Source organism: Geodermatophilus sp. SYSU D01105, assembly GCF_054050095.1.
Genome location: NZ_JBJGYR010000007.1, coordinates 212,307 through 231,610 on the forward strand (window position 1 = coordinate 212,307; position 19,304 = coordinate 231,610).

General features: G+C 75.6%; 16 protein-coding genes. 8 read left to right on the forward strand and 8 right to left on the reverse strand.

Annotated features, from left to right (window positions below):
• Positions 1-33: 33 nt before the first annotated feature.
• From ACI79I_RS08995 to ACI79I_RS09010, 4 genes are all read left to right on the forward strand, one after another.
• Positions 34-5,160, forward strand: coding sequence for a SpoIIE family protein phosphatase (locus ACI79I_RS08995; RefSeq protein ID WP_456991969.1), 5,127 nt, complete (start codon positions 34-36; stop codon positions 5,158-5,160).
• Between the two features lie 101 nt (positions 5,161-5,261).
• Entirely contained in the window at positions 5,262-6,263 is a 1,002-nt protein-coding gene (locus ACI79I_RS09000) for an anti-sigma factor RsbA family regulatory protein (protein WP_456991970.1), read from the forward strand.
• Positions 6,264-6,309: 46 nt separating this feature from the next.
• Positions 6,310-7,155 carry an SDR family oxidoreductase gene (locus tag ACI79I_RS09005; RefSeq protein WP_456991971.1) on the forward strand — a complete coding sequence of 282 codons (846 nt, stop codon included), beginning with the start codon at positions 6,310-6,312 and terminating at the stop codon, positions 7,153-7,155.
• Between the two features lie 7 nt (positions 7,156-7,162).
• On the forward strand, positions 7,163-7,693 hold the full coding sequence (locus ACI79I_RS09010) for a MarR family winged helix-turn-helix transcriptional regulator (protein ID WP_456991973.1): 531 nt from the start codon (positions 7,163-7,165) through the stop codon (positions 7,691-7,693).
• 19 nt (positions 7,694-7,712) lie between these two features.
• Here ACI79I_RS09010 and ACI79I_RS09015 read toward each other — a convergent pair whose 3' ends face one another.
• From ACI79I_RS09015 to ACI79I_RS09030, 4 genes are all read right to left on the reverse strand, one after another.
• Positions 7,713-8,495, reverse strand: a complete 783-nt coding sequence (locus tag ACI79I_RS09015) for a DUF899 family protein (protein WP_456991974.1) — start codon at positions 8,493-8,495, stop codon at positions 7,713-7,715.
• Positions 8,496-8,614: 119 nt separating this feature from the next.
• Positions 8,615-9,625 (reverse strand): ATP-dependent DNA ligase, encoded by a 1,011-nt coding sequence (locus ACI79I_RS09020; RefSeq protein ID WP_456991975.1) that lies wholly within the window; start codon positions 9,623-9,625, stop codon positions 8,615-8,617.
• 150 nt (positions 9,626-9,775) lie between these two features.
• Positions 9,776-10,168, reverse strand: a complete 393-nt coding sequence (locus ACI79I_RS09025; protein WP_456991976.1) for a MerR family transcriptional regulator — start codon at positions 10,166-10,168, stop codon at positions 9,776-9,778.
• Positions 10,168-11,634 (reverse strand): SulP family inorganic anion transporter, encoded by a 1,467-nt coding sequence (locus ACI79I_RS09030; protein ID WP_456991977.1) that lies wholly within the window; start codon positions 11,632-11,634, stop codon positions 10,168-10,170. Before ACI79I_RS09030 ends, ACI79I_RS09025 begins: the two co-directional genes overlap by 1 nt.
• Positions 11,635-11,818: 184 nt before the next feature.
• Here ACI79I_RS09030 and ACI79I_RS09035 point away from each other — a divergent pair, with 184 nt between their 5' ends.
• Complete coding sequence (locus tag ACI79I_RS09035; RefSeq protein ID WP_456991978.1) at positions 11,819-12,391, forward strand: NADPH-dependent FMN reductase; 573 nt, start codon at positions 11,819-11,821, stop codon at positions 12,389-12,391.
• Positions 12,392-12,692: 301 nt separating this feature from the next.
• Positions 12,693-13,169 carry a DnaJ family domain-containing protein gene (locus ACI79I_RS09040; RefSeq protein WP_456991979.1) on the forward strand — a complete coding sequence of 159 codons (477 nt, stop codon included), beginning with the start codon at positions 12,693-12,695 and terminating at the stop codon, positions 13,167-13,169.
• A gap of 93 nt (positions 13,170-13,262) precedes the next feature.
• On the opposite strand, the gene ACI79I_RS09045 is transcribed toward ACI79I_RS09040, so the two are convergent.
• Positions 13,263-13,631 carry a nuclear transport factor 2 family protein gene (locus ACI79I_RS09045; protein WP_456991980.1) on the reverse strand — a complete coding sequence of 123 codons (369 nt, stop codon included), beginning with the start codon at positions 13,629-13,631 and terminating at the stop codon, positions 13,263-13,265.
• A gap of 20 nt (positions 13,632-13,651) precedes the next feature.
• Positions 13,652-14,041, reverse strand: coding sequence for a hypothetical protein (locus ACI79I_RS09050; RefSeq protein ID WP_456991981.1), 390 nt, complete (start codon positions 14,039-14,041; stop codon positions 13,652-13,654).
• A gap of 87 nt (positions 14,042-14,128) precedes the next feature.
• Between ACI79I_RS09050 and ACI79I_RS09055 the strand changes: the two genes are divergently transcribed.
• Entirely contained in the window at positions 14,129-14,947 is an 819-nt protein-coding gene (locus ACI79I_RS09055; RefSeq protein ID WP_456991983.1) for a helix-turn-helix domain-containing protein, read from the forward strand.
• A 29-nt stretch (positions 14,948-14,976) separates the two neighbouring features.
• Positions 14,977-15,177 (forward strand): hypothetical protein, encoded by a 201-nt coding sequence (locus tag ACI79I_RS09060; RefSeq protein ID WP_456948285.1) that lies wholly within the window; start codon positions 14,977-14,979, stop codon positions 15,175-15,177.
• A gap of 81 nt (positions 15,178-15,258) precedes the next feature.
• Here ACI79I_RS09060 and ACI79I_RS09065 read toward each other — a convergent pair whose 3' ends face one another.
• Positions 15,259-17,130 carry a hydantoinase B/oxoprolinase family protein gene (locus tag ACI79I_RS09065; RefSeq protein WP_456991984.1) on the reverse strand — a complete coding sequence of 624 codons (1,872 nt, stop codon included), beginning with the start codon at positions 17,128-17,130 and terminating at the stop codon, positions 15,259-15,261.
• Complete coding sequence (locus tag ACI79I_RS09070) at positions 17,127-19,205, reverse strand: hydantoinase/oxoprolinase family protein (protein ID WP_456991985.1); 2,079 nt, start codon at positions 19,203-19,205, stop codon at positions 17,127-17,129. Before ACI79I_RS09070 ends, ACI79I_RS09065 begins: the two co-directional genes overlap by 4 nt.
• Positions 19,206-19,304: the final 99 nt, after the last annotated feature.

Genomic DNA, 19,304 nt, shown 5'->3' on the forward strand with positions numbered 1-19,304 from the left:
CCGCGCGACCTACCATCCCTGCGTGATGCCGCGGTGAGCGAGGAGGACCCCGAGCGGTCGCTGTTCGCGAACGGCGGCGAGGTCGGCCGGGCGATGGCCGAGCGGGACTGGACCGAGACCCCCCTCGGCCCGCCCGAGGACTGGCCCGCCGAGCTGCGCAACGTCGTCCGGATCCTGCTGACGTCCCGGTTCTCCATGTGGGCCGCGTACGGCCCGGAGCTGACCTTCTTCTACAACGACGCCTACCGGCACGACACCCTGCAGGCCAAGCACCCCTGGGCGCTGGGGCGGCCGGCGTCGGAGGTGTGGGCCGAGATCTGGGACGACATCGGGCCGCGCATCGAGTCGGTGCTCGCCACCGGTGTCGCCACCTGGGACGAGGACCTGCTGCTCTTCCTCGAGCGCAGCGGATATCCCGAGGAGAGCTACCACACCTTCTCCTACAGCCCGCTGGACGACGCCGACGGCCGCACGCAGGGGATGCTCTGCGTGGTCACGGAGAACACCGAGCGGGTGGTCGGCGAGCGCCGGATGGCCAGCCTGCGGGACCTCGCCGCGGCGGTCGCCGCCACGCGCACGCAGGCCGACGTCCTCGCCGCCGTCTGCGAGCAGCTGGGGCGCGACCTCGCCGACCTGCCGTTCAGCCTCACCTACCTGCTGGACCCGAGCGGCGCCGCCCGGCTGGGTTGCGCGGCCGGGATCGAGCCCGGGTCGGCCGCCGCCCCCGCCGTCCTGCTGCCCGGCGACGACGTCTGGCCGCTGGAGCGGGTCTCCGCCGGGGACCACGTGGTCCTCGAGGACCTCGGAGAGCGCTTCCCCGACCTGCCCACCGGCCCCTGGCGGCGGCGCCCGACGCAGGCGGTGCTGGTGCCGATCGCCCCCACCTCGGGGGCGGTCGCGGGCTTCCTCGTCGCCGGCCTCAACCCGCACCGCCGCTACGACGACCGCTACCGGGGGTTCCTCGAGCTGGTCGCCAGCCAGATCGCCTCGGGCCTGCAGGCTGCGAGCAGCTACGAGGCCGAGCGCAGCCGCGCGGAGGCGCTGGCCGAGCTCGACCGCGCCAAGACCGACTTCTTCAGCAACGTCAGCCACGAGTTCCGCACCCCGCTGACGCTCATCGCCGGGCCGGTCGCCGAGCTGCGCTCCTCCCCGGTGGCCGCCGACCCCCGGGTCGGCCAGGAGCTGGAGGCCATCGAGCGGAACACGCTGCGGCTGCAGAAGCTGGTCAACACGCTGCTGGACTTCTCCCGCATCCAGGCCGGGCGCATCGAGGCCCGCTTCGAGCCGGTCGACCTGGCGGCCGCGACGGCCGAGCTGGCCAGCGTCTTCCGCTCGGCGGTCACCCGCGCCGGCCTGGAGTTCACCGTCGACTGCCCGCCCCTCGCGGAACCGGTTCACGTCGACCGGGACATGTGGGAGAAGGTCGTCCTCAACCTGCTCTCCAACGCGCTGAAGTTCACCTTCACCGGCGGCATCACGGTGCGGCTGGCGCCCACGGACGGCGGGGTACAGCTCACCGTGAGCGACACCGGCACGGGCATCCCCGCCGACGAGCTCCCCCGCCTGTTCGAGCGCTTCTCCCGGGTGCGGGGTGCGCGCGGCCGCTCCGGGGAGGGCAGCGGCATCGGGCTGGCGATGGTGCGCGAGCTGGTCGGCCTGCACGGCGGCACGGTCGACGTCACGAGCGCCCCCGGCGACGGGACGACGTTCACCGTCACGCTGCCGTGGGGGACCGGCCACCTGCCGCCGGAGCAGCTGGCCGAGGCCGCGCCGGACGGTGCGACGGTCCCCCCGGCGGTCTCCCCGGCGGTGGCGCCGTTCCTCGCCGAGGCGCTGCGCTGGCTGCCCGTCGGCGACGGCGACGGCGCCGGTGCGGCCGCGGCCGCCTCGCTCCCGCCGCGGGGGACGGCCGGCCGGGTCCTCGTGGCCGACGACAACGCCGACATGCGCGGGTACGTGCAGCGGTTGCTGGCTCCGCGCTACGACGTGCGGACGGTCGCCGACGGGCGCCAGGCGCTCGAGGCGGCCCTGGCCGAGCCGCCGGACCTGGTCGTCAGCGACGTGATGATGCCGGAGCTGGACGGCATGCAGCTGCTGGCCGCGCTGCGCGCCGACAGCCGCACCGCCCGCGTCCCCGTGGTGCTGCTCTCCGCCCGCGCGGGCGAGGAGGCCGCCGTCGAGGGGCTGGCCGCCGGGGCCGACGACTACCTGGTCAAGCCGTTCTCCGCGCAGGAGCTCGTGGCCCGCGTCGACGCGCACCTCCAGCTGGGCCGGGTCCGCCGGGCTGCCGAGGAGCGGTTCACGGCCATGGCCGACCTCGCCCCGGCGCTGATCTGGGTGGCCGACCCGGAGGGCCGCCGGGTGTTCGTCAACCGGGGCTGGACGCAGTACACCGGCCGCGCGGTCCGCGACGAGCTCGGCAGCGGGTGGGTCGACGGGCTGCACCCGGAGGACCGCGACCGTTACGCGGCGACCGTCGACGCGGCCGTCGCCCGGCGCGAGGGCTGGGAGGTGGAGTTCCGCCTCCGCCGCAGCGACGGGGCCCACCACTGGCTGCTGGAGCGCGCCGTTCCGATCGGTGCCGGCGAGACCTTCGCCGGGCACGTCGGCAGCTGCACCGACGTCAACGCCCGCATCCGCGAGACCGAGCGGCAGACGCTGCTGGCCGACGTCGGCGCGGCGCTGGACCGGGAGACCACCCTCGACGGGCAGCTGGGTGCGCTGGCGCGGCTCGTCGTCGACCGGCGGCTGGCGGACCTCTGCACGGTGCGGCTGGTCGGTGAGGACGGCGGGCTGCGCTGGGCGGGCATCGCCGGTCTGGACGGCCGGACCGAGGCCGCGCTCGCCGACCTGGACCCCGACGTCGGGGTGGGGCCCGAGGTGGTGCGGACCGGCCGGTCGGTCGTGCACGCGACGCTGGCGGGCGCCACCGACCTCGGCACGGGCCACCCGGCCCTGGCGCCGCCGCTGGCGGTCGCCTCGGTGCTCGCGATCCCGCTGACCGTGCGCGGGCGGGTCCTCGCCGTCCTCGTGCTGGGCCGCCGGGCCGACGCGCCGGCCTACACCGAGGACGACCGGGGGCTGGCCGAGGAGATCGCCGCCCGGGCCGCCCTGGCCGTCGACAACGCGGTGCTGCTCGCCGACGAACGCGCCGCCGCCCACCGGCTGGCCCTGCTGCACCGCGCCACCGCGGAGCTGTCGGCGGCCACCACCCCGGTCGAGGTGGCCGCCGCGGCCGCCGGCCACATCCGGGCGCTGACCGGCCCCGACAGCCGGGTCGCCGTGTACGAGCTCGACCCGTCGCACCGCTCGCTGAGCGCGCTCACGATCAGCGGGGGCTCCGAGGAGGGCCAGCGGCTGTGGCGCACCCTGCCCCTGTCGGCGCCGCTGGTCGCCACGGCGGCGGTCAGCCTGCGCCGGCCGCTGTGGATCGAGGACGTCGCCAGGATGCCGCCCGCGGACCGGCAGCTGCCCGCCGAGCTGGCCGAGAGCGTCCGGGCGTACGGGCTGGCGGCCAACGTCGGCCTCCCCCTCGTGGTGGCCGGCCGGGTGGTGGGGGTCCTCGTCGTCGCCTGGCCGACGGTGCAGCGCTTCTCCGCCAGCGACCGGGCCATGCTGCTGGCCGTCGCCGAGCAGTGCGCCCAGGCCCTCGACCGTGCCCGCCTGTACCGGTCCGAGCGCAGGATCGCCGAGACCCTGCAGCTGAGCCTGCTGCCGGCCCAGCTGCCCCGGCTGGAGCGGCTGGCCCTCGCCGCGCACTACCTCCCCGGTGCCGAGGGCACCCAGGCCGGCGGCGACTGGTACGACGTGGTGGAGCTCGAGGGCGACCGGGTGGCCATCGCGGTCGGCGACGTCGTCGGCCAGGGTCCGGCCGCCGCCGCCGTCATGGGTCAGCTGCGCAGCGCGCTGTCGACGGCCCTGCTGCAGGGCTGCGGTCCCGCCGAGTCGCTGGAGCTGCTGGACCGCTTCGCCGCCCGGCTGCCCGGGGCGCTGGCCTCGACGGCGGCCTGCCTCGTGGTCGACGCCGCGGCCGGGACGGTGTGCTGGGCGCGGGCGGGACACCCGCCCGCGCTGCTGGTCACCCTCGAGGGGGCGCGGCTGCTCGACGGCGCCGGCGCCGGCGCCGTCCTCGGGGCACCGGGCCGGGCGCCGTACACCGAGGCCGCCGCCGAGGTCCCGGTCGGCGCCACCTTGCTGCTCTACACCGACGGGCTCGTCGAACGCCGCGGCGAGGTGCTCGACGAGGGACTGGACCGGGTCCGCACCACGGCCGCGCGGCACGCCGCCGCCGATCCGGCCCGGCTGACCGCCCGGCTGCTCGCCGACGTCCTCGCCGACACCGACCAGCCCGACGACGTCGCGGTGATCGCCGCCCGCCTGCTGCCCGGCCCGCTGGCCCAGCGGCTGCCGGCCGACCCGCGTCGGCTCTCGGCCGTCCGCCGCGCGGTGACCGCCTGGACGGCGGCGGCCGGGCTCCCGGAGGACGCCGCCGACGACCTCCAGCTGGCCCTCGGCGAGGCCCTGGCCAACGCGGTGGAGCACGCCTACGCCGGCGCCGGGGAGGGCGAGTGCTCCTACCGGGTGGCGCGGGACGCCGACGGCGGGGTGCGCGTGGAGGTCCGCGACAGCGGGGTCTGGCGCCCGCCGCCGGAGGACAAGGGCTTCCGCGGGCGCGGGCTCGACCTGATCAGCGCGCTGGCGACCGACGTCGAGGTCGGCCACGGGGAGGGCTCCGGCACGACGGTGCGCTTCCGGCTGCCACCGCCGACCACCGCCGCCCCCGAGACCACACGGCGGCCGGCGCAGGGGACGGAGGACGGCGACGCGCCGGCGCGGCTGCTGGTCTCCGACGGACCCGGGGGCCTGCGGCTGGAGGTGGTGGGGGAGCTGGACCTCGCCGCCACCGGCCCGGTGGGCGAGCAGTTGGTCGACCGCCTGGCCCGGCTGCCGGCGGGCTCGCGGGCCACTCTGGACCTCCGGCGGACCACCTACCTGGCCAGCGCGGGCGTCGGGATGCTGCTGCAGGCCCTCGCCCGTGCGGGTGACGCGGGCGTGCAGCTCCGCCTGCGGACGGAGCGGGGCACGCCACCGGCGCGCATACTCGGACTGGCCGGGTTGGGGGAGCAGCCGGCCGGGGAGGCCGTGCGTCCGTCGACGTGACGACGCGCACAGGGGTCCCCGGTGACGAGGACCGGGTCGGGATGGTCCAGGATGTCGCTCCGGTCGACCGGAGCGACGCGGCCAGGAAGAGGACGGGAACGGTGCACCACCGGGCAGAGGAGCGTGCCGAGCTGCGCGCACACCACGTCCTGCCCGGTCACCGGCACAGCGCCCGGCCGCACGCCGCCGCCCTCGTCGGCTCCGAGGACGAGCTGCTGGCCGTGGCCGTCCCGTTCGTGGAGGAGGGCCTGCGCGCCGGCGACCTCACCGTCCTGTCCTGCGCGCCGGAGACCGCCGCGCTGGTCGCCGGTGCCCTCGGCGAGCGGGCCGGCGGCGTGGAGACCGACGCCCGCGTCTCGCTGCTGGACACCCGGGCGCCGGATGCCATCGGCGCCACCCTGCAGCTGCTCGACCGCGCGGCGGCCACCCCCTCGGGCTGGCTGCGGGTGCTGGGCCAGACCGAGTTCGGCCCGGAGCCGGCCACCTGGCGCGAGGGGCAGCGCTACGAGGCCGCGGTGAACGCGCTGCTGGACGGCTGCCCGCTGACCGCGACGTGCCTGTACGACCGCCGGACGTTGCCGCCCGAGGTCGTCGAGACCGCCACCCGGACGCACCCGGAGCTGGTGTCCCCCGGCCGGCGGACGGTCAGCCCCCACTACCGCGACCCGGCCGAGTACCTCGCGGGGCTGCCGGTGCCGCGTGAGCCGGTGGAGGACACCCCGCCGGTGCTCGTCGTCGACGACGCCCCCACCCTGGCCGGGCTGCGCCACGCGATCGGCGCGGTCCTCGCCGCCGAGGTGCCCGACCGCGAGCTGCGCGAGGACCTGCACCTGGCCACCAGCGAGGTGGCGGCCAACGCGTTCCGGCACGGCCGGCGTCCGGTCTCCGCCCGGATCTGGACCGACGGGAGGCGGATGGTCTGCACCATCACCGACTCCGGCACCGGCTTCGGCGATCCGCTCTCCGGCTTCCGGCCCGCTCACGGCGCCGACCTGAGCCGCGGCGGCATGGGCCTGTGGCTGGCCCGCAAGCTGTGGGACTCCGTGGACCTGCTGCCCCGCCCCGACGGCCTCTGCGTGCGGCTCAGCACCCGTCTGTCCTGAGACCCGGTCCTTGACGCGGCAGATACCTCACTGCTGAGGTATCCGCGTGATCGTGGTGACGGCGGCGGGCGGGCAGACCGGCACCGCCGTCGTCTCGGCCCTGCGGGCGCGCGGGGAGGCGGTGCGGGCCGTGGTCTCCCGGCGGGGCCCGCGGCCGGAGCTCACCGCGCTGGGCGCGGAGGTCGCGGTCGCGGAGCTGACCCAGCCGCTGCCGTGGGCCGACCTCCTCGCCGATGCCGACGCGCTGTACCTGATCTGGCCGAACTTCGACCCGGACGAGGCCGAGGGGGCTCCCGCGCTGTTCGGCGAGGCGCGCCGGGCCGGCGTCCGCCGCGTCGTCTACCACTCCGTGCTGCGGCCCCAGGCCCGGACGATGCCGCACCACGCGGCCAAGGACCGCGCCGAGGAGGCCCTCGACGCCTCCGGCCTGGCCTGGCGGGTGCTGCAGCCCTGTGCCTACGCGCAGAACCTCGACGACGCGGTGGCCGACGCGGCGCGCACCGGCCGGCTGCGCAGCCCCTGGGGCCTGCGGACGGCGCAGTCGCTGGTCGACCTGTCCGACGTCGCCGAGGCCGCGGCGGTGCTGCTCACCGAGGAGGGCCTGGACGGCGGGACCTTCGAGGCGGCCGGGCCCGAGCCGCTGACCGCGCCGCGCCTGGCCGACCTGGTGGCCGCGCACCTCGGCCGGGAGGTGACCGCCGAGGACGTCGTCCCGCGGGGTGAGCTGCCGGCCGCCTACGCCGGGCGCTGCCGCCGGCTGATGTTCGACCACTACCGGGCGCACGGCTTCGTCGGCAGCCCGCGGGTCCTCACCGCGCTGCTGGGCCGGCCGCTCCGCACCTACGCCGAGCACCTGGCGTCCCTCCCCGCGCCGGGTGGACCGGAACGGTGACCGGGCGGTGACCGAGCGCACCAGCGTGCCGCGGGTGGGGGACGCGGTCGACCTGATCCTCGAGCAGTGGGGCCGGGAGCGTCCCGACCTCGACTGCAGCCCGATGGGCGTCATCGGCCGGATCTCCCAGCTGCAGCGTGAGGTCTTCCTCGCCCAGCGGGCCACCTTCGCCCGGCACGGCCTCGACGCCCCCTCCTTCGACGTGCTCGCCGCGCTGCGCCGCGCGGGGGAGCCCTACCAGCTCACCCCGACCGCGCTCATGCGCACCGCGCTGGTGACCTCGGGCGCGATCACGCAGCGGCTGGACCGGCTGGAGGAGAAGGGCCTGATCACCCGGGGGCGCAGCGAGGCCGACGGGCGGGCCGTCGTCGTCACGCTCACCGACGCCGGCCGCGCGGCCCTGGACGCCGCCCTGCCCGACCACCTGGAGACCGAGCGCGGGCTCCTGGCCGGGCTCAGCGAGGACGACCGCGAGCAGCTCGCCGGGCTGCTGCGTCGGCTGCTGATCGCGCTGGGCCGGGTGCCGCAGGAGCCGTGACGCCGTCGCCGACGGCGCGTCAGTGGTGGGGGCCGTGCCGGCCGAGGGTCTCCACGGGGGTCGCGCCGGGGCGGGTCCACTGCGGCACGGGGCGGCTGGTCGGGCCCCAGGTGGCGTTCCCGTCGGCATCGGAGCGCCAGTACCAGCACGCGTGGTCCCCCTCGGGCCAGCCCTCGGGCTTGTCCTCCCACGCCTCGCCGCGGCCGTAGGGCGTCCTGTCGAGCAGGCCGAAGGACGCCGCGACCGGCTCGTTGCCGCGGCCGGTCGTGGAGTAGGTGAGGAACGTGCGGTCGCCGTCGCGCAGGAAGCTGGTCAGGTACCCCATCTCCCCGCCGATCGGCTCCGCCACGTCGCGGACGGAGTACCAGGGCTGGGTGTAGCCCATGAACTCCACGAAGGCGGCCACCTCGTCCCACCGTCCCGTGGTGAGGACGGCGAACGAGACGCCGCGGGCCTCGAGGTACACGGTGTCCCTCAGCTGCCAGGCCGTCATGGTGCAGCCCTCGCACTGCCCCTGGTGCGGCGCGCCGTCGTACCACATGTGCTTGTAGACCACGAGCTCGTCGCGGCCCCGGAACAGGTCCAGGAACGGGACCGGGCCGGCGGGTCCGACGACCTCGACCGTCCCGTCGAACTCCACCATCGGCAGCCGGCGGCGGGCCGCGGCCAAGGCGTCGCCCTCCCGGGTGTGGGCCTTCTCGCGGACCAGGAGGTCCTCCCGGGCGGCCTGCCAGGTGGCCAGGTCGACGACGGGCGGGCGGCCGGGCAGCGCGGTGGTCGGGTTCCCGGGCGCGGTGGTCATGGCGTCCTCCGTGGGATCTCGTGCCGGGTGGCGGCGTACGACGGACACCAGGACCGACTCGCGACCCGGCCGGAACTCATCGGCGGGGCGCCCTCGGACCGCGTCGGGCCGGCGCGCGCTCAGAGCTCGGGCACGTCCTCCGGGAGGAGGTCGGGGCGGACCCGCACGAAGCGCAGCGGGTGGCGGAACACGCCGGCCTGCAGCGCGGCGTCGGCGCTGACCTCCACGACGACGTCCGGCCGCACCCGGGTGAGCGGCACCGACAGCCGGCCGCCGCCGAAGCGGCCGGTGCCGATCCGGTCCGGCCACGGGTGCCCGGGCCCGGCGGGGCGGAGGACGGCGGCCAGCTCGGCGGCCTGCTCCGGCGCGAGCGGGCTGGTGCGCCCGACCACCACCAGCTCGCCGTCCCGGTAGCGGCCGGCCACCAGCTGGCCGGGCCGCTCGACCGGGCCGATGACCCCGCCGGCGACGACCTCGGTGGTCTCCCAGGACTTGACCTTCACCCACTCCCGCCGGCCGGGGGCGTAGCGGGTGGCCGCACCCTTCGCGACCAGCCCCTCCACCCCGGCGGCGCGCCACTCGGTGGACCACTGCTCGGCCTCGGCGCGGTCGGTCGTGGCCGGCGAGAGCTGCATCGGCGGCGCCCAGCGGGCAGCCAGCTCCTCCAGGGCCGCCCGGCGCTCCCGCAGCCGGCGACCGCGCAGGTCCGCCCCGCCGAGGGCGAGCAGGTCGAAGGCGACGTAGGAGGCCGGGGCCGCGGCCACCAGCGCGCTCATCCGGCCGGGCGCGGTCACCATCCGGCGCTGCAGCAGCCCGAAGTCCAGCCGCGACCCGTTCCACACGACGACCTCGCCGTCCACCACCGTGCCGGCGGGCACCTGGGCCACCGCCGCGGCGGCCACGTCGGGGAAGCGGGCGGTGAGGTCGCGGCCCTGCTTGGACCACAGCCGGGTGGTGCCGCCGGTGCGGACGACGACCAGGCGGTAGCCGTCCCACTTGGGCTCGTAGACCACGCCGCCGGGCAGCGCGTCGGCCCGCGGGATGTCGCGGACGGGCTTGGCCAGCTCCACCGCGACCGGCCCGGCCAGCTCGGGCGGCAGGTCGGGCAGGCCGGGGACGGACAGGGGCACGTCGGTCAGCCTGGGGGGTCAACTGCCGTCCCGCAGGGCGCTGAACTGCGTGTTCACCCCTTCGTGGCAGGTCGCCACCCTCCGCGAGGAACCGGGCGGGACGCACGTTCCCGCTCGGACGGTCAAGTCACGATCGGGGAACGGGGCGGGTCAGGTGCGCTCGGTGGCCAGGCGGTCGGCGAGGGTGCCGGCGAAGTCCTCCGCGACGGCGAGCTCGGCGCGCAGCGCGTCGACCCGGACCCGGGCAGCCTCGTGGAACACCCGCAGCCGGTCGAGGAGCCGGTCGCGGTCCGGCCCGGTCGCCGCCGCCAGGTCGGCGAGCAGGGTGAGCAGCTCGCGCATCTCCTCGAGGGAGAAGCCGAGCGGCTTCATCCGCTTGACCACCTCGAGCCGGGCGACGTCGTCGGAGCTGTAGAGCCGGAACCCGCCCTCGCTGCGGGCGGTCGGCACGACCAGCCCGCTCTCCTCGTAGAAGCGGATGGTGCGCAGGCTCAGCCCGGTGCGCTCGGCGACCTGGCCGATCTGGAGCAGCCGGGCGGCCATCAGTGCGCCCCGGCGAGCTGACCGGTGTGCCGCTCGTAGCGGTCGGCCGAGTGCCCGCTCAGGCCGGTGATCTCGACGGTCTTCCCACGGCTGGCGTACTTGTGCGTGATCGCGTCGAGGGCGGCGACGGTGGAGGCGTCCCAGACCGAGGCCCGGGACAGGTCGATGACCACGTGCTGCGGGTCCCCGGCGTAGTCGAACTGGGCGTAGAGGTCGTTGCTGGAGGCGAAGAAGAGCGCCCCCTGCACGGTGTAGACCCGGCTGCCGTCCGGGCCCGGGACGCTGCTGACCTCGGCCAGGTGGGCGACGCGGCGCGCGAAGAGGACGCACGCCACGAGGACGCCGGCGCCGACCCCGACGGCGAGGTTGTGCGTGAGCAGGGTGCCGGCGACGGTCGTGAGCATCACCGCGGTCTCGCTGCGCGGCATCCGGGGCAGCGTGCGCAGGCTGTGCCAGTCGAAGGTCGCGATCGACACGAACACCATCACCGCCACGAGCGCGGCCATCGGGATCACCGCGACGACGTCGCCGAGGACCACCACGAGGACCAGCAGGAGGACGCCGGCGAGGAAGGTCGACAGCCGCGTCCGCGCCCCGGACCGCACGTTGATCATGGTCTGGCCGATCATCGCGCAGCCGCCCATGCCGCCGAAGAAGCCGGTGACGATGTTGGCCACGCCCTGCCCCCAGGACTCGCGGGTCTTGTCCGAGTGGGTGTCGGTGATGTCGTCGACCAGCTTGGCGGTCATCAGGGACTCCAGGAGCCCGACGAACGCGATGCCCAGGGCGTACGGCGCGATGATCGCCAGCGTCTCGAGGGTGAACGGCACGTCGGGCAGCGCGAGGAACGGCAGGCTGCCGGGCAGCTCGCCCTGGTCGCCGACGTCCGGGACGGAGAGGCCCGCCGCGACGGTCAGACCGGTGAGCACGACGATCGCCACCAGCGGCGCCGGGACGGCGGTGGTGAGGCGCGGCAACAGGACGATGATCGCCAGTCCGGCGGCGGCCATCGGGTAGACCAGCCAGGGGACGCCGACCAGGTGCGGCAGCTGCGCGGTGAAGATCAGGATCGCCAGCGCGTTGACGAAGCCGACCATCACGCTGCGCGGGACGAACCGCATCAGCCGGGCCACGCCGGCCGCCGCCAGCACGATCTGGCAGACGCCGCCGAGGACCACCGCGGCCAGCAGGTACTCCAGCCCGTGCTCGCGGGCGAGCGGGCCGACCACCAGGGCGATCGCGCCGGTGGCGGCGCTGATCATCGCCGGGCGGCCACCGGTGAACGCGATGACGACGGCCATCGTGAACGAGGCGAACAGCCCGACGCGCGGGTCGACGCCGGCCAGGATCGAGAAGCTGATCGCCTCGGGGATGAGGGCCAGCGCGACCACGAGGCCGGCCAGCACCTCGGTGCGGGCCACGGTGGGGGACACCCAGGCCGGGCGGGTCAGGCGCAGGGAGGGCACGGGTCTACTCCGGTTCGGCGGCGAGGGGATTGCGTGCACCCGCGGGGCGTCGTCGCGGCCGGGGGGAGCGGGTGTGACCCTACCCTGACGTGAGGGTCGGGTCGGTGCGCTCTCGGCCACAGTGGGGAATCGGTGCGCCGCCCTGCGGTTGAGAGCTCAACGAAGCGATCGAGAGGAGCTCTCCGTGTCCCGTCCCGTCCTGCAGGTCATCGCCGCCAGCACCCGGCCCGGTCGCCGCGGTCTCGCCGTCGCCCGGTGGGTGACCCGCCTGGCGGAGGCGCACGGGCGCTTCGACGTCGAGCTGGTCGACCTCGCCGAGGTCGGGCTGCCGGTGTTCGACGAGCCCAACCACCCGCGGCTGCAGCAGTACGTCCACCAGCACACCAAGGACTGGAGCGCGACGGTCTCCCGCGCCGACGCGTTCGTCTTCGTGACCCCGGAGTACAACCACTCCTTCCCGGGCGCGCTCAAGAACGCCCTGGACTTCCTCTCCGCCGAGTGGGCCGACAAGGCGGCCGGCCTGGTGACCTACGGCGGCGTCTCGGCCGGCCTGCGCGCGTCGAGCGCGCTCAAGCCGGTGCTCGGCGCCCTGCGGGTGCTGCCGGTGGTCGAGGCGGTGTCGGTCCCGTTCTTCGCCCAGTTCCTCGACGAGGACGACGAGTTCGTGCCCAACGCCGAGCTGACGGCCGGCGGCACGGCGATGCTCGACGAGCTGCAGCGGGTCACCGCCGCGCTGCGCCCCCTCCGGGCCGCCTGAGGTCCGCGCTGTGCCCCCTCCGGCAGCCTGACGACGGCCCCCCCTGCCCCCACCCCGGCGGACGATCTCCCGGGTCCCACCCCTCCCCAGCCGGCGATCATGGAGTCGGGGAGGCGACACCCCGACTGCGACCGGCGTGTCGCCCCCGCAGGTCCATGATCGATGGAGGACCGGGCGGGATCGGGGACCGGGCGGGACCGGGCGGGACCGGGCGGGATCGGGACGGGGACCGGGCGGGATCGGGACGGAGATCCGACGGGGACCGGGCGGGCGGTCGGCGGCCGGTGTCACCCTGGAGGGGATGACCGAGCGCAAGCCACCGGGCATGTCCTTCGAGACCTGGGTCGACCAGCAGATCACCCAGGCCCAGGCCCGCGGGGCCTTCGCGGACCTCGAGGGTGCGGGCCGGCCGCTGCGCCGGCGGGAGCGGGAGCAGAGCAGCTACGAGTGGGCCCTGGAGTGGGCGCGCCGGCAGCAGGCCGACCCGCGCGACCTGCTGCCGCCCGGCATGGCGTTGCGCAGGGAGCGCGACGAGCTCCCCGAGCGCGTGGCGGGGCTGCCCTCGGAGGCGGCCGTGCGGGCGGTGGTCGACGACTTCAACGCCCGAGTCCAGGCCTTCTGGCGCCGTCCGCAGGAGAGCCGCTGGGCGCCCGTGCCCGGCCTGGCCGACCTCGACGCGCTGCTCGAGCACTGGCGGGCCACCCGCCCGCCGCCGCCCCCGCCGGTGGAGGTCCCGGCCGCTCCGCCGCGTCGCAGGTGGTGGCACCGGCGGCGATGACCGCCGGACGCGCTCCGTACGCGAGCGTCGAGGAGGGCTGACCCGCGACGAGGCCGGTGGCCCCCCGCAGGGGACCACCGGCCCGGTCCGGGGTCAGGCGGCGGCCGGCACCCGGTCCAGGAAGCCCAGGACGGTGCGGATCCGCCCGTCGCCGTCGGTCACCGCGACGTCGACCCCGACGATCGGCGCCTCCTGCCCCTCGGGGCCGAGGTGCCACGTGAAACGCACCTGGTCGTGGTGGGCGTCCACGGGGCCGGCGAGGCGGAACACGAACCCGGGGAACCGTGCCTGGACGGCGGCGATGGTCGCCTCGATCGCGTCCCGTCCCGCCACGTCGGCCAGCGGGTCGGTGTAGCGGGCGTCCTCGGTGAACAGCTCCTCGACGGCGGTGCGGCGCGCGGCCGGGTCGGTCTGGTTCCAGGCCGCGAGGTAGCGGGTGGCCAGGTCGGGCGATGCGGTCATGGTCGGTCTCCTGTCGTGGGTCAGTTGCGGCGCAGGCCGGCGGCCTGCAGGACGGCGAAGGCGGCGACGACGAGCGCCTGCAGCACCAGCCAGGCGGCGCCGACGGTCGTGGGCGAGCCGAGGCCGGCCAGCACGACGACGACGCTGCCGGCGGCCCAGAGGGCGTTGGCCGTCACCACCGTGCGGACGGCGGCCGGGGCGGGGCGGGTGCCGACCAGCCACACCGCCGCGGCGAAGGCCAGCAGGAACACCCCGATCCCGCGCAGCCAGCCGGCGGGCAGGCCGAGCAGGTCGGCGAGGGGAGAGGCGGCGAGCAGGTACGCGGCGCCGTTGAGCCCGGTGACGACGGCGTCGAGCCGCAGCGCCGGCCGGAGCAGGGGGAGCGGGGCGGAGCGGGTTGTCGTGGTCATGGCGACCACCGTGGCCGCGTCGGCGAGGCAGGTCGATTACCTGCGAGGTAAGCGACGCCGAGGCTCTCCGTCGCTAGCGTCGAGGACATGACAGCCGTCGAGGCGCGACCGTCGGTCGGCGAGCTGCTGCGCGACTGGCGGCAGCGGCGCCGGCTGTCCCAGCTGGACCTCGCGAGTGAGGCGGGGGTCTCCACCCGGCACCTGAGCTTCGTGGAGACCGGTCGGGCCCGGCCCAGCCGCGAGATGGTGCTGCACCTGGCCGAGCAGCTCGAGGTGCCGCTGCGCGAGCGCAACGAGTTGCTGCTCGCGGCCGGGTACGCCCCGGTGTACGGGCGGCGCCGGCTGGAGGACCCGGACATGGCCGCCGTCCGCACGGCCCTGGACCGCGTGCTGGCCGCCCACGAGCCCTACCCGGCGCTGGCCGTCGACCGCGGCTGGCACCTGGTCGCGGCCAACCGCAGCATCGCGCTGCTCACCGAGGGGGCCGACCCGGCGCTGCTCGAGCCGCCGGTGAACGTGCTGCGGCTCGGCCTGCACCCCCGCGGACTGGCGCCCCGGATCCTGAACCTGCCGCAGTGGCGCACCCACCTGCTCGCCCGCCTGGCCCGGGAGGCGCACCTGACCGCCGACCCGGCGCTCGCCGCCCTGCACCGGGAGCTCGCGGCGCTGCCCGGCGGGTTCGACCGCCGCCCGCCCGACGGCATCGCCGTGCCGCTGCGCGTGCGACAGGGCGACGACGTGCTGAGCTTCCTCAGCACGGTCACCACGTTCGGGACCGCGGTCGACCTCACCGCCGCCGAGCTGTCGGTCGAGGCGTTCCTGCCGGCTGACGACGCCACCGCCCGCTGGCTGGCCGGCCGTTCACCGGCAGCGAACGAGCGGGGTAGCCCAGCGGCGGCCGGGTAGGGGAGCGGCCCCGAGATGAGGAGGTCGCCATGACCGAGGTACCGGGCACCGACCGCGACCAGGCGCGCGAGAACGTCCTGCACGAGACGCCGCTGGTCCCCGAGGACGTCGAGGGCGCCGGGGACGACGACCCGCGCCACACCGACCACCCGACCTACCGCGGCGACGAGGGCCAGACCGGGGACGACGTCAAGCCGCCGGCCGGCAGCACCGGGCTCGACACGCCCTGATGCCCCTCGCGTGCTCGTGCTCTGCATGCCGAGAGCACGCAGAGCACGAGCACGCCGGGAGGACGGGCCCGGCAGGGGTCCTCAGAGGACGTCGAACTCGTTGAACGCCGCGCCGCCGGAGAGCACCGCGTAGCCCGGGCCGCGGTCGAAGAAGGGCTCCTCGCCGGTGCGGGCCGCCCGCATGGCCGCCCGCAGCTCCGTGGTCGCCGCCTCGTCGGCGGTCCCGTCCTCGCGCACGATGACGCCGTAGTCCTCCCGGGCGCCGGTCACCGACACCTTCCGCCAGGCGATGTCGCGCAGGACCTCGTCGACCGGCCGGTCCAGCGGGTCGCCCCAGCCGCCGCCGCCCGTCGTCCGGATGCGGACGACGGTGCCGGCCGCCAGCGGCTCGGCGTCGGCCAGCGCGTCGACGTCGTGCTCGTCCGGGCCACCCGGGTCGACGGTGATCTGGAACGGCTTGCCCGCCTTGCCGCCCTTGACGCCCCAGCAGGCGAGGATCGAGCGGTCGGCGATGGACATGAAGTGCGCGTCGCGGAGCACCCGGATGTGCTTCTCGTAGCCGCAACCGCCGCGGTGGCGGCCGGGGCCGCCGGAGTCCATCGCGAGGCCCAGCCGCTCCACCCGCAGCGGGAACCGGCCCTCGGTGAACTCCGTCGGCAGGTTCCGCGAGTCGGGCACGACGTGGATGGTGTCCTCGCCGTCGGCGTAGTACCGCCCGCCCGAGCCCCCGCCCAGCACCTCGCGCATGAGGTAGGGCTGCCCGTCGGCGTCGGTGCCGTAGACGCCGGTGTAGCGGATCGTCTCCTGGTCGGCGGGCATGCGGCCGCCGGTGGCCTTGGCGAGCACCCCCGCGAGGACGCCGAGCAGTCGCAGGATCACGAACGTCCGGGCGTTGGTCGGCGCCGGGAAGATGGGCGTGAGCAGCGTGCCCTTCTCCGGGAAGCGCATCTCGATCAGCGGCACGACGCCCTCGTTCACGTCGAGCTCGGCCATCCGCTCGGGCGTCTCGGCGAGGTTGCGCAGGATCGGCGCGAGCCACTTCTTGAGGAAGTTGCCGTCGGCGTAGTCCCCGCAGTGGTTGATCGGGCCCTTGGCCTGCGGCCCGGTGCCGGTGAAGTCGATGACCAGCGGGGTCTCCCGGGTGGAGTCCATGGTCAGCGTGATCCGCTGCCGGTGCAGCTGCGGCTCCTCGACGCCGTCGTGCTCGGCGTAGTCCTCCCACACGTAGGTGCCGTCGGGGATCTGGGACAGGATCTCCCGCCGGTAGACCTCGGTGGAGTTGGCCAGGATCGCGTCGAAGCAGGCCTCGACCGCCTCGACCCCGTACCGGTCGAACAACTCGCCCAGGCGCCGGGCGCCGGCCAGGCACGCCGAGCACTCGGCGTCGAGGTCGGCGGCCAGCGAGTCGGGCATCCGCGAGTTGCGGGTCATGATCTTCAGCGCGCTCTCGTTGGGCACGCCGCGGTCCCACAGCTTGATCGGGGGGACCATCAGGCCCTCCTCGTACACGCTGGTCGCCGCGCTGGGCATCGACCCGGGGACGGCGCCGCCGATGTCGTCGTGGTGGCCGAACGCCTGGATGAACGCGACCACCCGCTCGGCGCCGCCCACGTGCGCGAAGACCGGCACGGTGACGCAGAGGTCGGGCAGGTGGCCGATCCCGCCCTCGGACAGGTAGACGTCGTTGTGGAAGAAGACGTCGCCCACGTTCATCGTCTCGATCGGGTAGTCGCGCACCACCGGGTGCACGAGCGCCGAGTACGAGCGGCCGGTGAGCTTGCGCAGCTGCCGGTCGTGGATGCCGGCCCGGAAGTCGTGCGCGTCGCGGATCATCGGCGACCGCGAGGTGCGCCCGATGGAGGTCTCGACCTCCTTCTCGATCGCGGCCAGCGTGCCGGCGACGATCTCGACGAGCACCGGGTCGGCCTGCACCTCGCCCTCGGTGAGGCTCATCGGTCGGTCTCCTTCGTGAGCAGCAGGTTGCCGTGGACGTCGACGGTGGCGAGGAAGCCGGGGTGCACCGGCACGGTGGAGCCGAACTCCTCGATGACCGCCGGGCCCCGGACCACGTCACCGGGGCCGAGGTCGGGCCGGTCGTAGGTGGGGGTGTCGACCCAGTCGTCGAAGAACACCCGGCGCGAGCCGGTGACGGCCCGGTCCGTCCCGCCCTCCGTCGCGGGCAGCTCCACCATGTCCGGGCGGCGGATCGGGCCGATCCCGCTGACCCGGAGGTTGACCCACTCCACGGCCTGGCGGGGGTCGTCGGCGAAGTCGTAGCCGTAGAGCTGCCGGTGCGCGGCGTGGAACGCCTGGGCGACCGCCTCGGCGGCGCCCGCGTCGAGCTCGCCGTCGGCCACCGGCACCCGCACCTCGAACGCCTGCCCCACGTAGCGCAGGTCGGCGGTGCGCTGCACCCGCTGCTGGTCGGGGGCGAAGCCCTCGCCGTCCAGCGCGGTCCGGGCCTGACCCTCGAGGTCGGCGTACACGGCGCGCACGCGGTCCAGGTCGAGGTCGGCGTGCCGCTGGATCGCCGTCTGCACGTGGTCGTTGCGGACGTCGACGGTGAGCAGGCCGAAGGCGCTGACGTTCCCCGGGTTCGGCGGCACCAGCGTCCGCGGGAGCCCGAGGATGTCCATCAGCCGGCAGGCCAGCAGCGACCCGGAGCCGCCGAACGTGGTCAGCGTGAAGTCGCGGACGTCCAGGCCGCGGGCGACGGTCACCTGGCGGAGCGCGTTGGCCTGGTTCCACGCGGAGATCTCGAGGATGCCCGTGGCCGTCCGCTCCAGCGAGAGGTCCAGCTCCGCGCCGAGGGCGGTCAGGCCCTTGGCGGCGGCGTCCACCGACAGCGGGATCTCCCCACCGAGCAGGTGCGGGGGGATGCGCCCGAGGACGACGTGCGCGTCGGTGACCGTGGGCTGGTCGCCGCCGTCCGGGTAGCACATGGGCCCGGGGTCGGCGCCGGCCGACTTCGGGCCCACCTTGAGGGTGCCCTCCGGCGACAGCCAGGCGATCGAGCCGCCGCCCGCGCCGACGGTGACGACGTCGATCATCGGGATCTTGGACGGGTAGTCGCCGACCGAGCCCTCGGTGGTCAGCGTCGGCTCGCCGTCGATGACCACCGTGACGTCGGTGGAGGTGCCGCCGCCGTCGCAGGTGAGCACCCGGTCGAAGCCCGCGGTGCCCGCGATGAGCGCGGCGCCGAGGGCGCCGGCCGCGGGGCCGGAGAGCATCGTGGTGATCGGCTGGTGCACGACCTCGTGCGCCGAGAGCACGCCGCCGTTGCTCTTCATCACGTAGAACGGCACGCCGGGGGCGATCTCGTCCAGGCGGGCGCGGATGTTGCCGACGTACGCGCCGACCTTCGGCTTCACCGCGGCGTCGACCAGCGTGGTCACCGAGCGCTCGTACTCCCGGTACTCGCGCAGCACCTCGCTGGACAGCGAGACGACCGCGCCGGGGTGCTCCTCGCGGATCACCTCGAGCATGCGGCGCTCGTGCGCGTCGTTCGCGTAGGAGTGCAGGAAGCAGACGCCGAGGGTGGTGATCCCGGCGTCGGCGAAGAACCGGGCCGCGGCGCGGGCGTCGTCCTCGTCGAAGGGGCGCACCTCCTCGCCGCGGTGGTCGAGCCTGCCCCGCACGGTGCGCACGAGGTCGGCCGGGACGATGCGCGGCGGCTTGACCCAGAAGTAGCTGTTGCCGTAGCCGTCGGGCACCGACTGCCGGGCGATCTCCAGCACCGACTCGTAGCCCTCGGTGGTCATGAACCCGATCCGGTCGAGCTTGCCCTCGAGCAGCTGGTTGGTCGCCACCGTCGTCCCGTGGCTGACGGCGGTGACCGCCTCGCCGGGCAGGCCCATGAGGTCGAGCACCTTGCGGACGCCGGTGAGGAAGCCCTCCGCGGGGTCGGCGGGGGTGGACGGCGTCTTCGTGGTGGTGGTCTGCCCGGTCTCCTCGTCCACCGCGACGACGTCGGTGAACGTCCCCCCGGTGTCGATGCCGATGCGGACCCGGCGGGGTGGCGCACTCATGGCAGATACCTTAGCGCTGAGATAACGCCGCGGGAAGCTCCACCGGGGAACCGGGGAACGCGCCCTGCGTCGCTGCAGGGTGCGCGGGGGTCAGTGCGT

What these genes read in the sequence shown, in the direction of transcription:
- ACI79I_RS09015 (WP_456991974.1), bottom strand. Translation starts at nt 8,495, where the DNA reads ATGACCACCGCGCCCGGGAACCCGACCACCGCGCTGCCCGGCCGCCCG.
- ACI79I_RS09025 (WP_456991976.1), bottom strand. Translation starts at nt 10,168, where the DNA reads ATGGCCGCCCGGCTGCTCCAGATCGGCCAGGTCGCCGAGCGCACCGGG.
- ACI79I_RS09040 (WP_456991979.1), top strand. Translation starts at nt 12,693, where the DNA reads ATGACCGAGCGCAAGCCACCGGGCATGTCCTTCGAGACCTGGGTCGAC.
- ACI79I_RS09045 (WP_456991980.1), bottom strand. Translation starts at nt 13,631, where the DNA reads ATGACCGCATCGCCCGACCTGGCCACCCGCTACCTCGCGGCCTGGAAC.
- ACI79I_RS09050 (WP_456991981.1), bottom strand. Translation starts at nt 14,041, where the DNA reads ATGACCACGACAACCCGCTCCGCCCCGCTCCCCCTGCTCCGGCCGGCG.
- ACI79I_RS09055 (WP_456991983.1), top strand. Translation starts at nt 14,129, where the DNA reads ATGACAGCCGTCGAGGCGCGACCGTCGGTCGGCGAGCTGCTGCGCGAC.
- ACI79I_RS09060 (WP_456948285.1), top strand. Translation starts at nt 14,977, where the DNA reads ATGACCGAGGTACCGGGCACCGACCGCGACCAGGCGCGCGAGAACGTC.
- ACI79I_RS09065 (WP_456991984.1), bottom strand. Translation starts at nt 17,130, where the DNA reads ATGAGCCTCACCGAGGGCGAGGTGCAGGCCGACCCGGTGCTCGTCGAG.
- ACI79I_RS09070 (WP_456991985.1), bottom strand. Translation starts at nt 19,205, where the DNA reads ATGAGTGCGCCACCCCGCCGGGTCCGCATCGGCATCGACACCGGGGGG.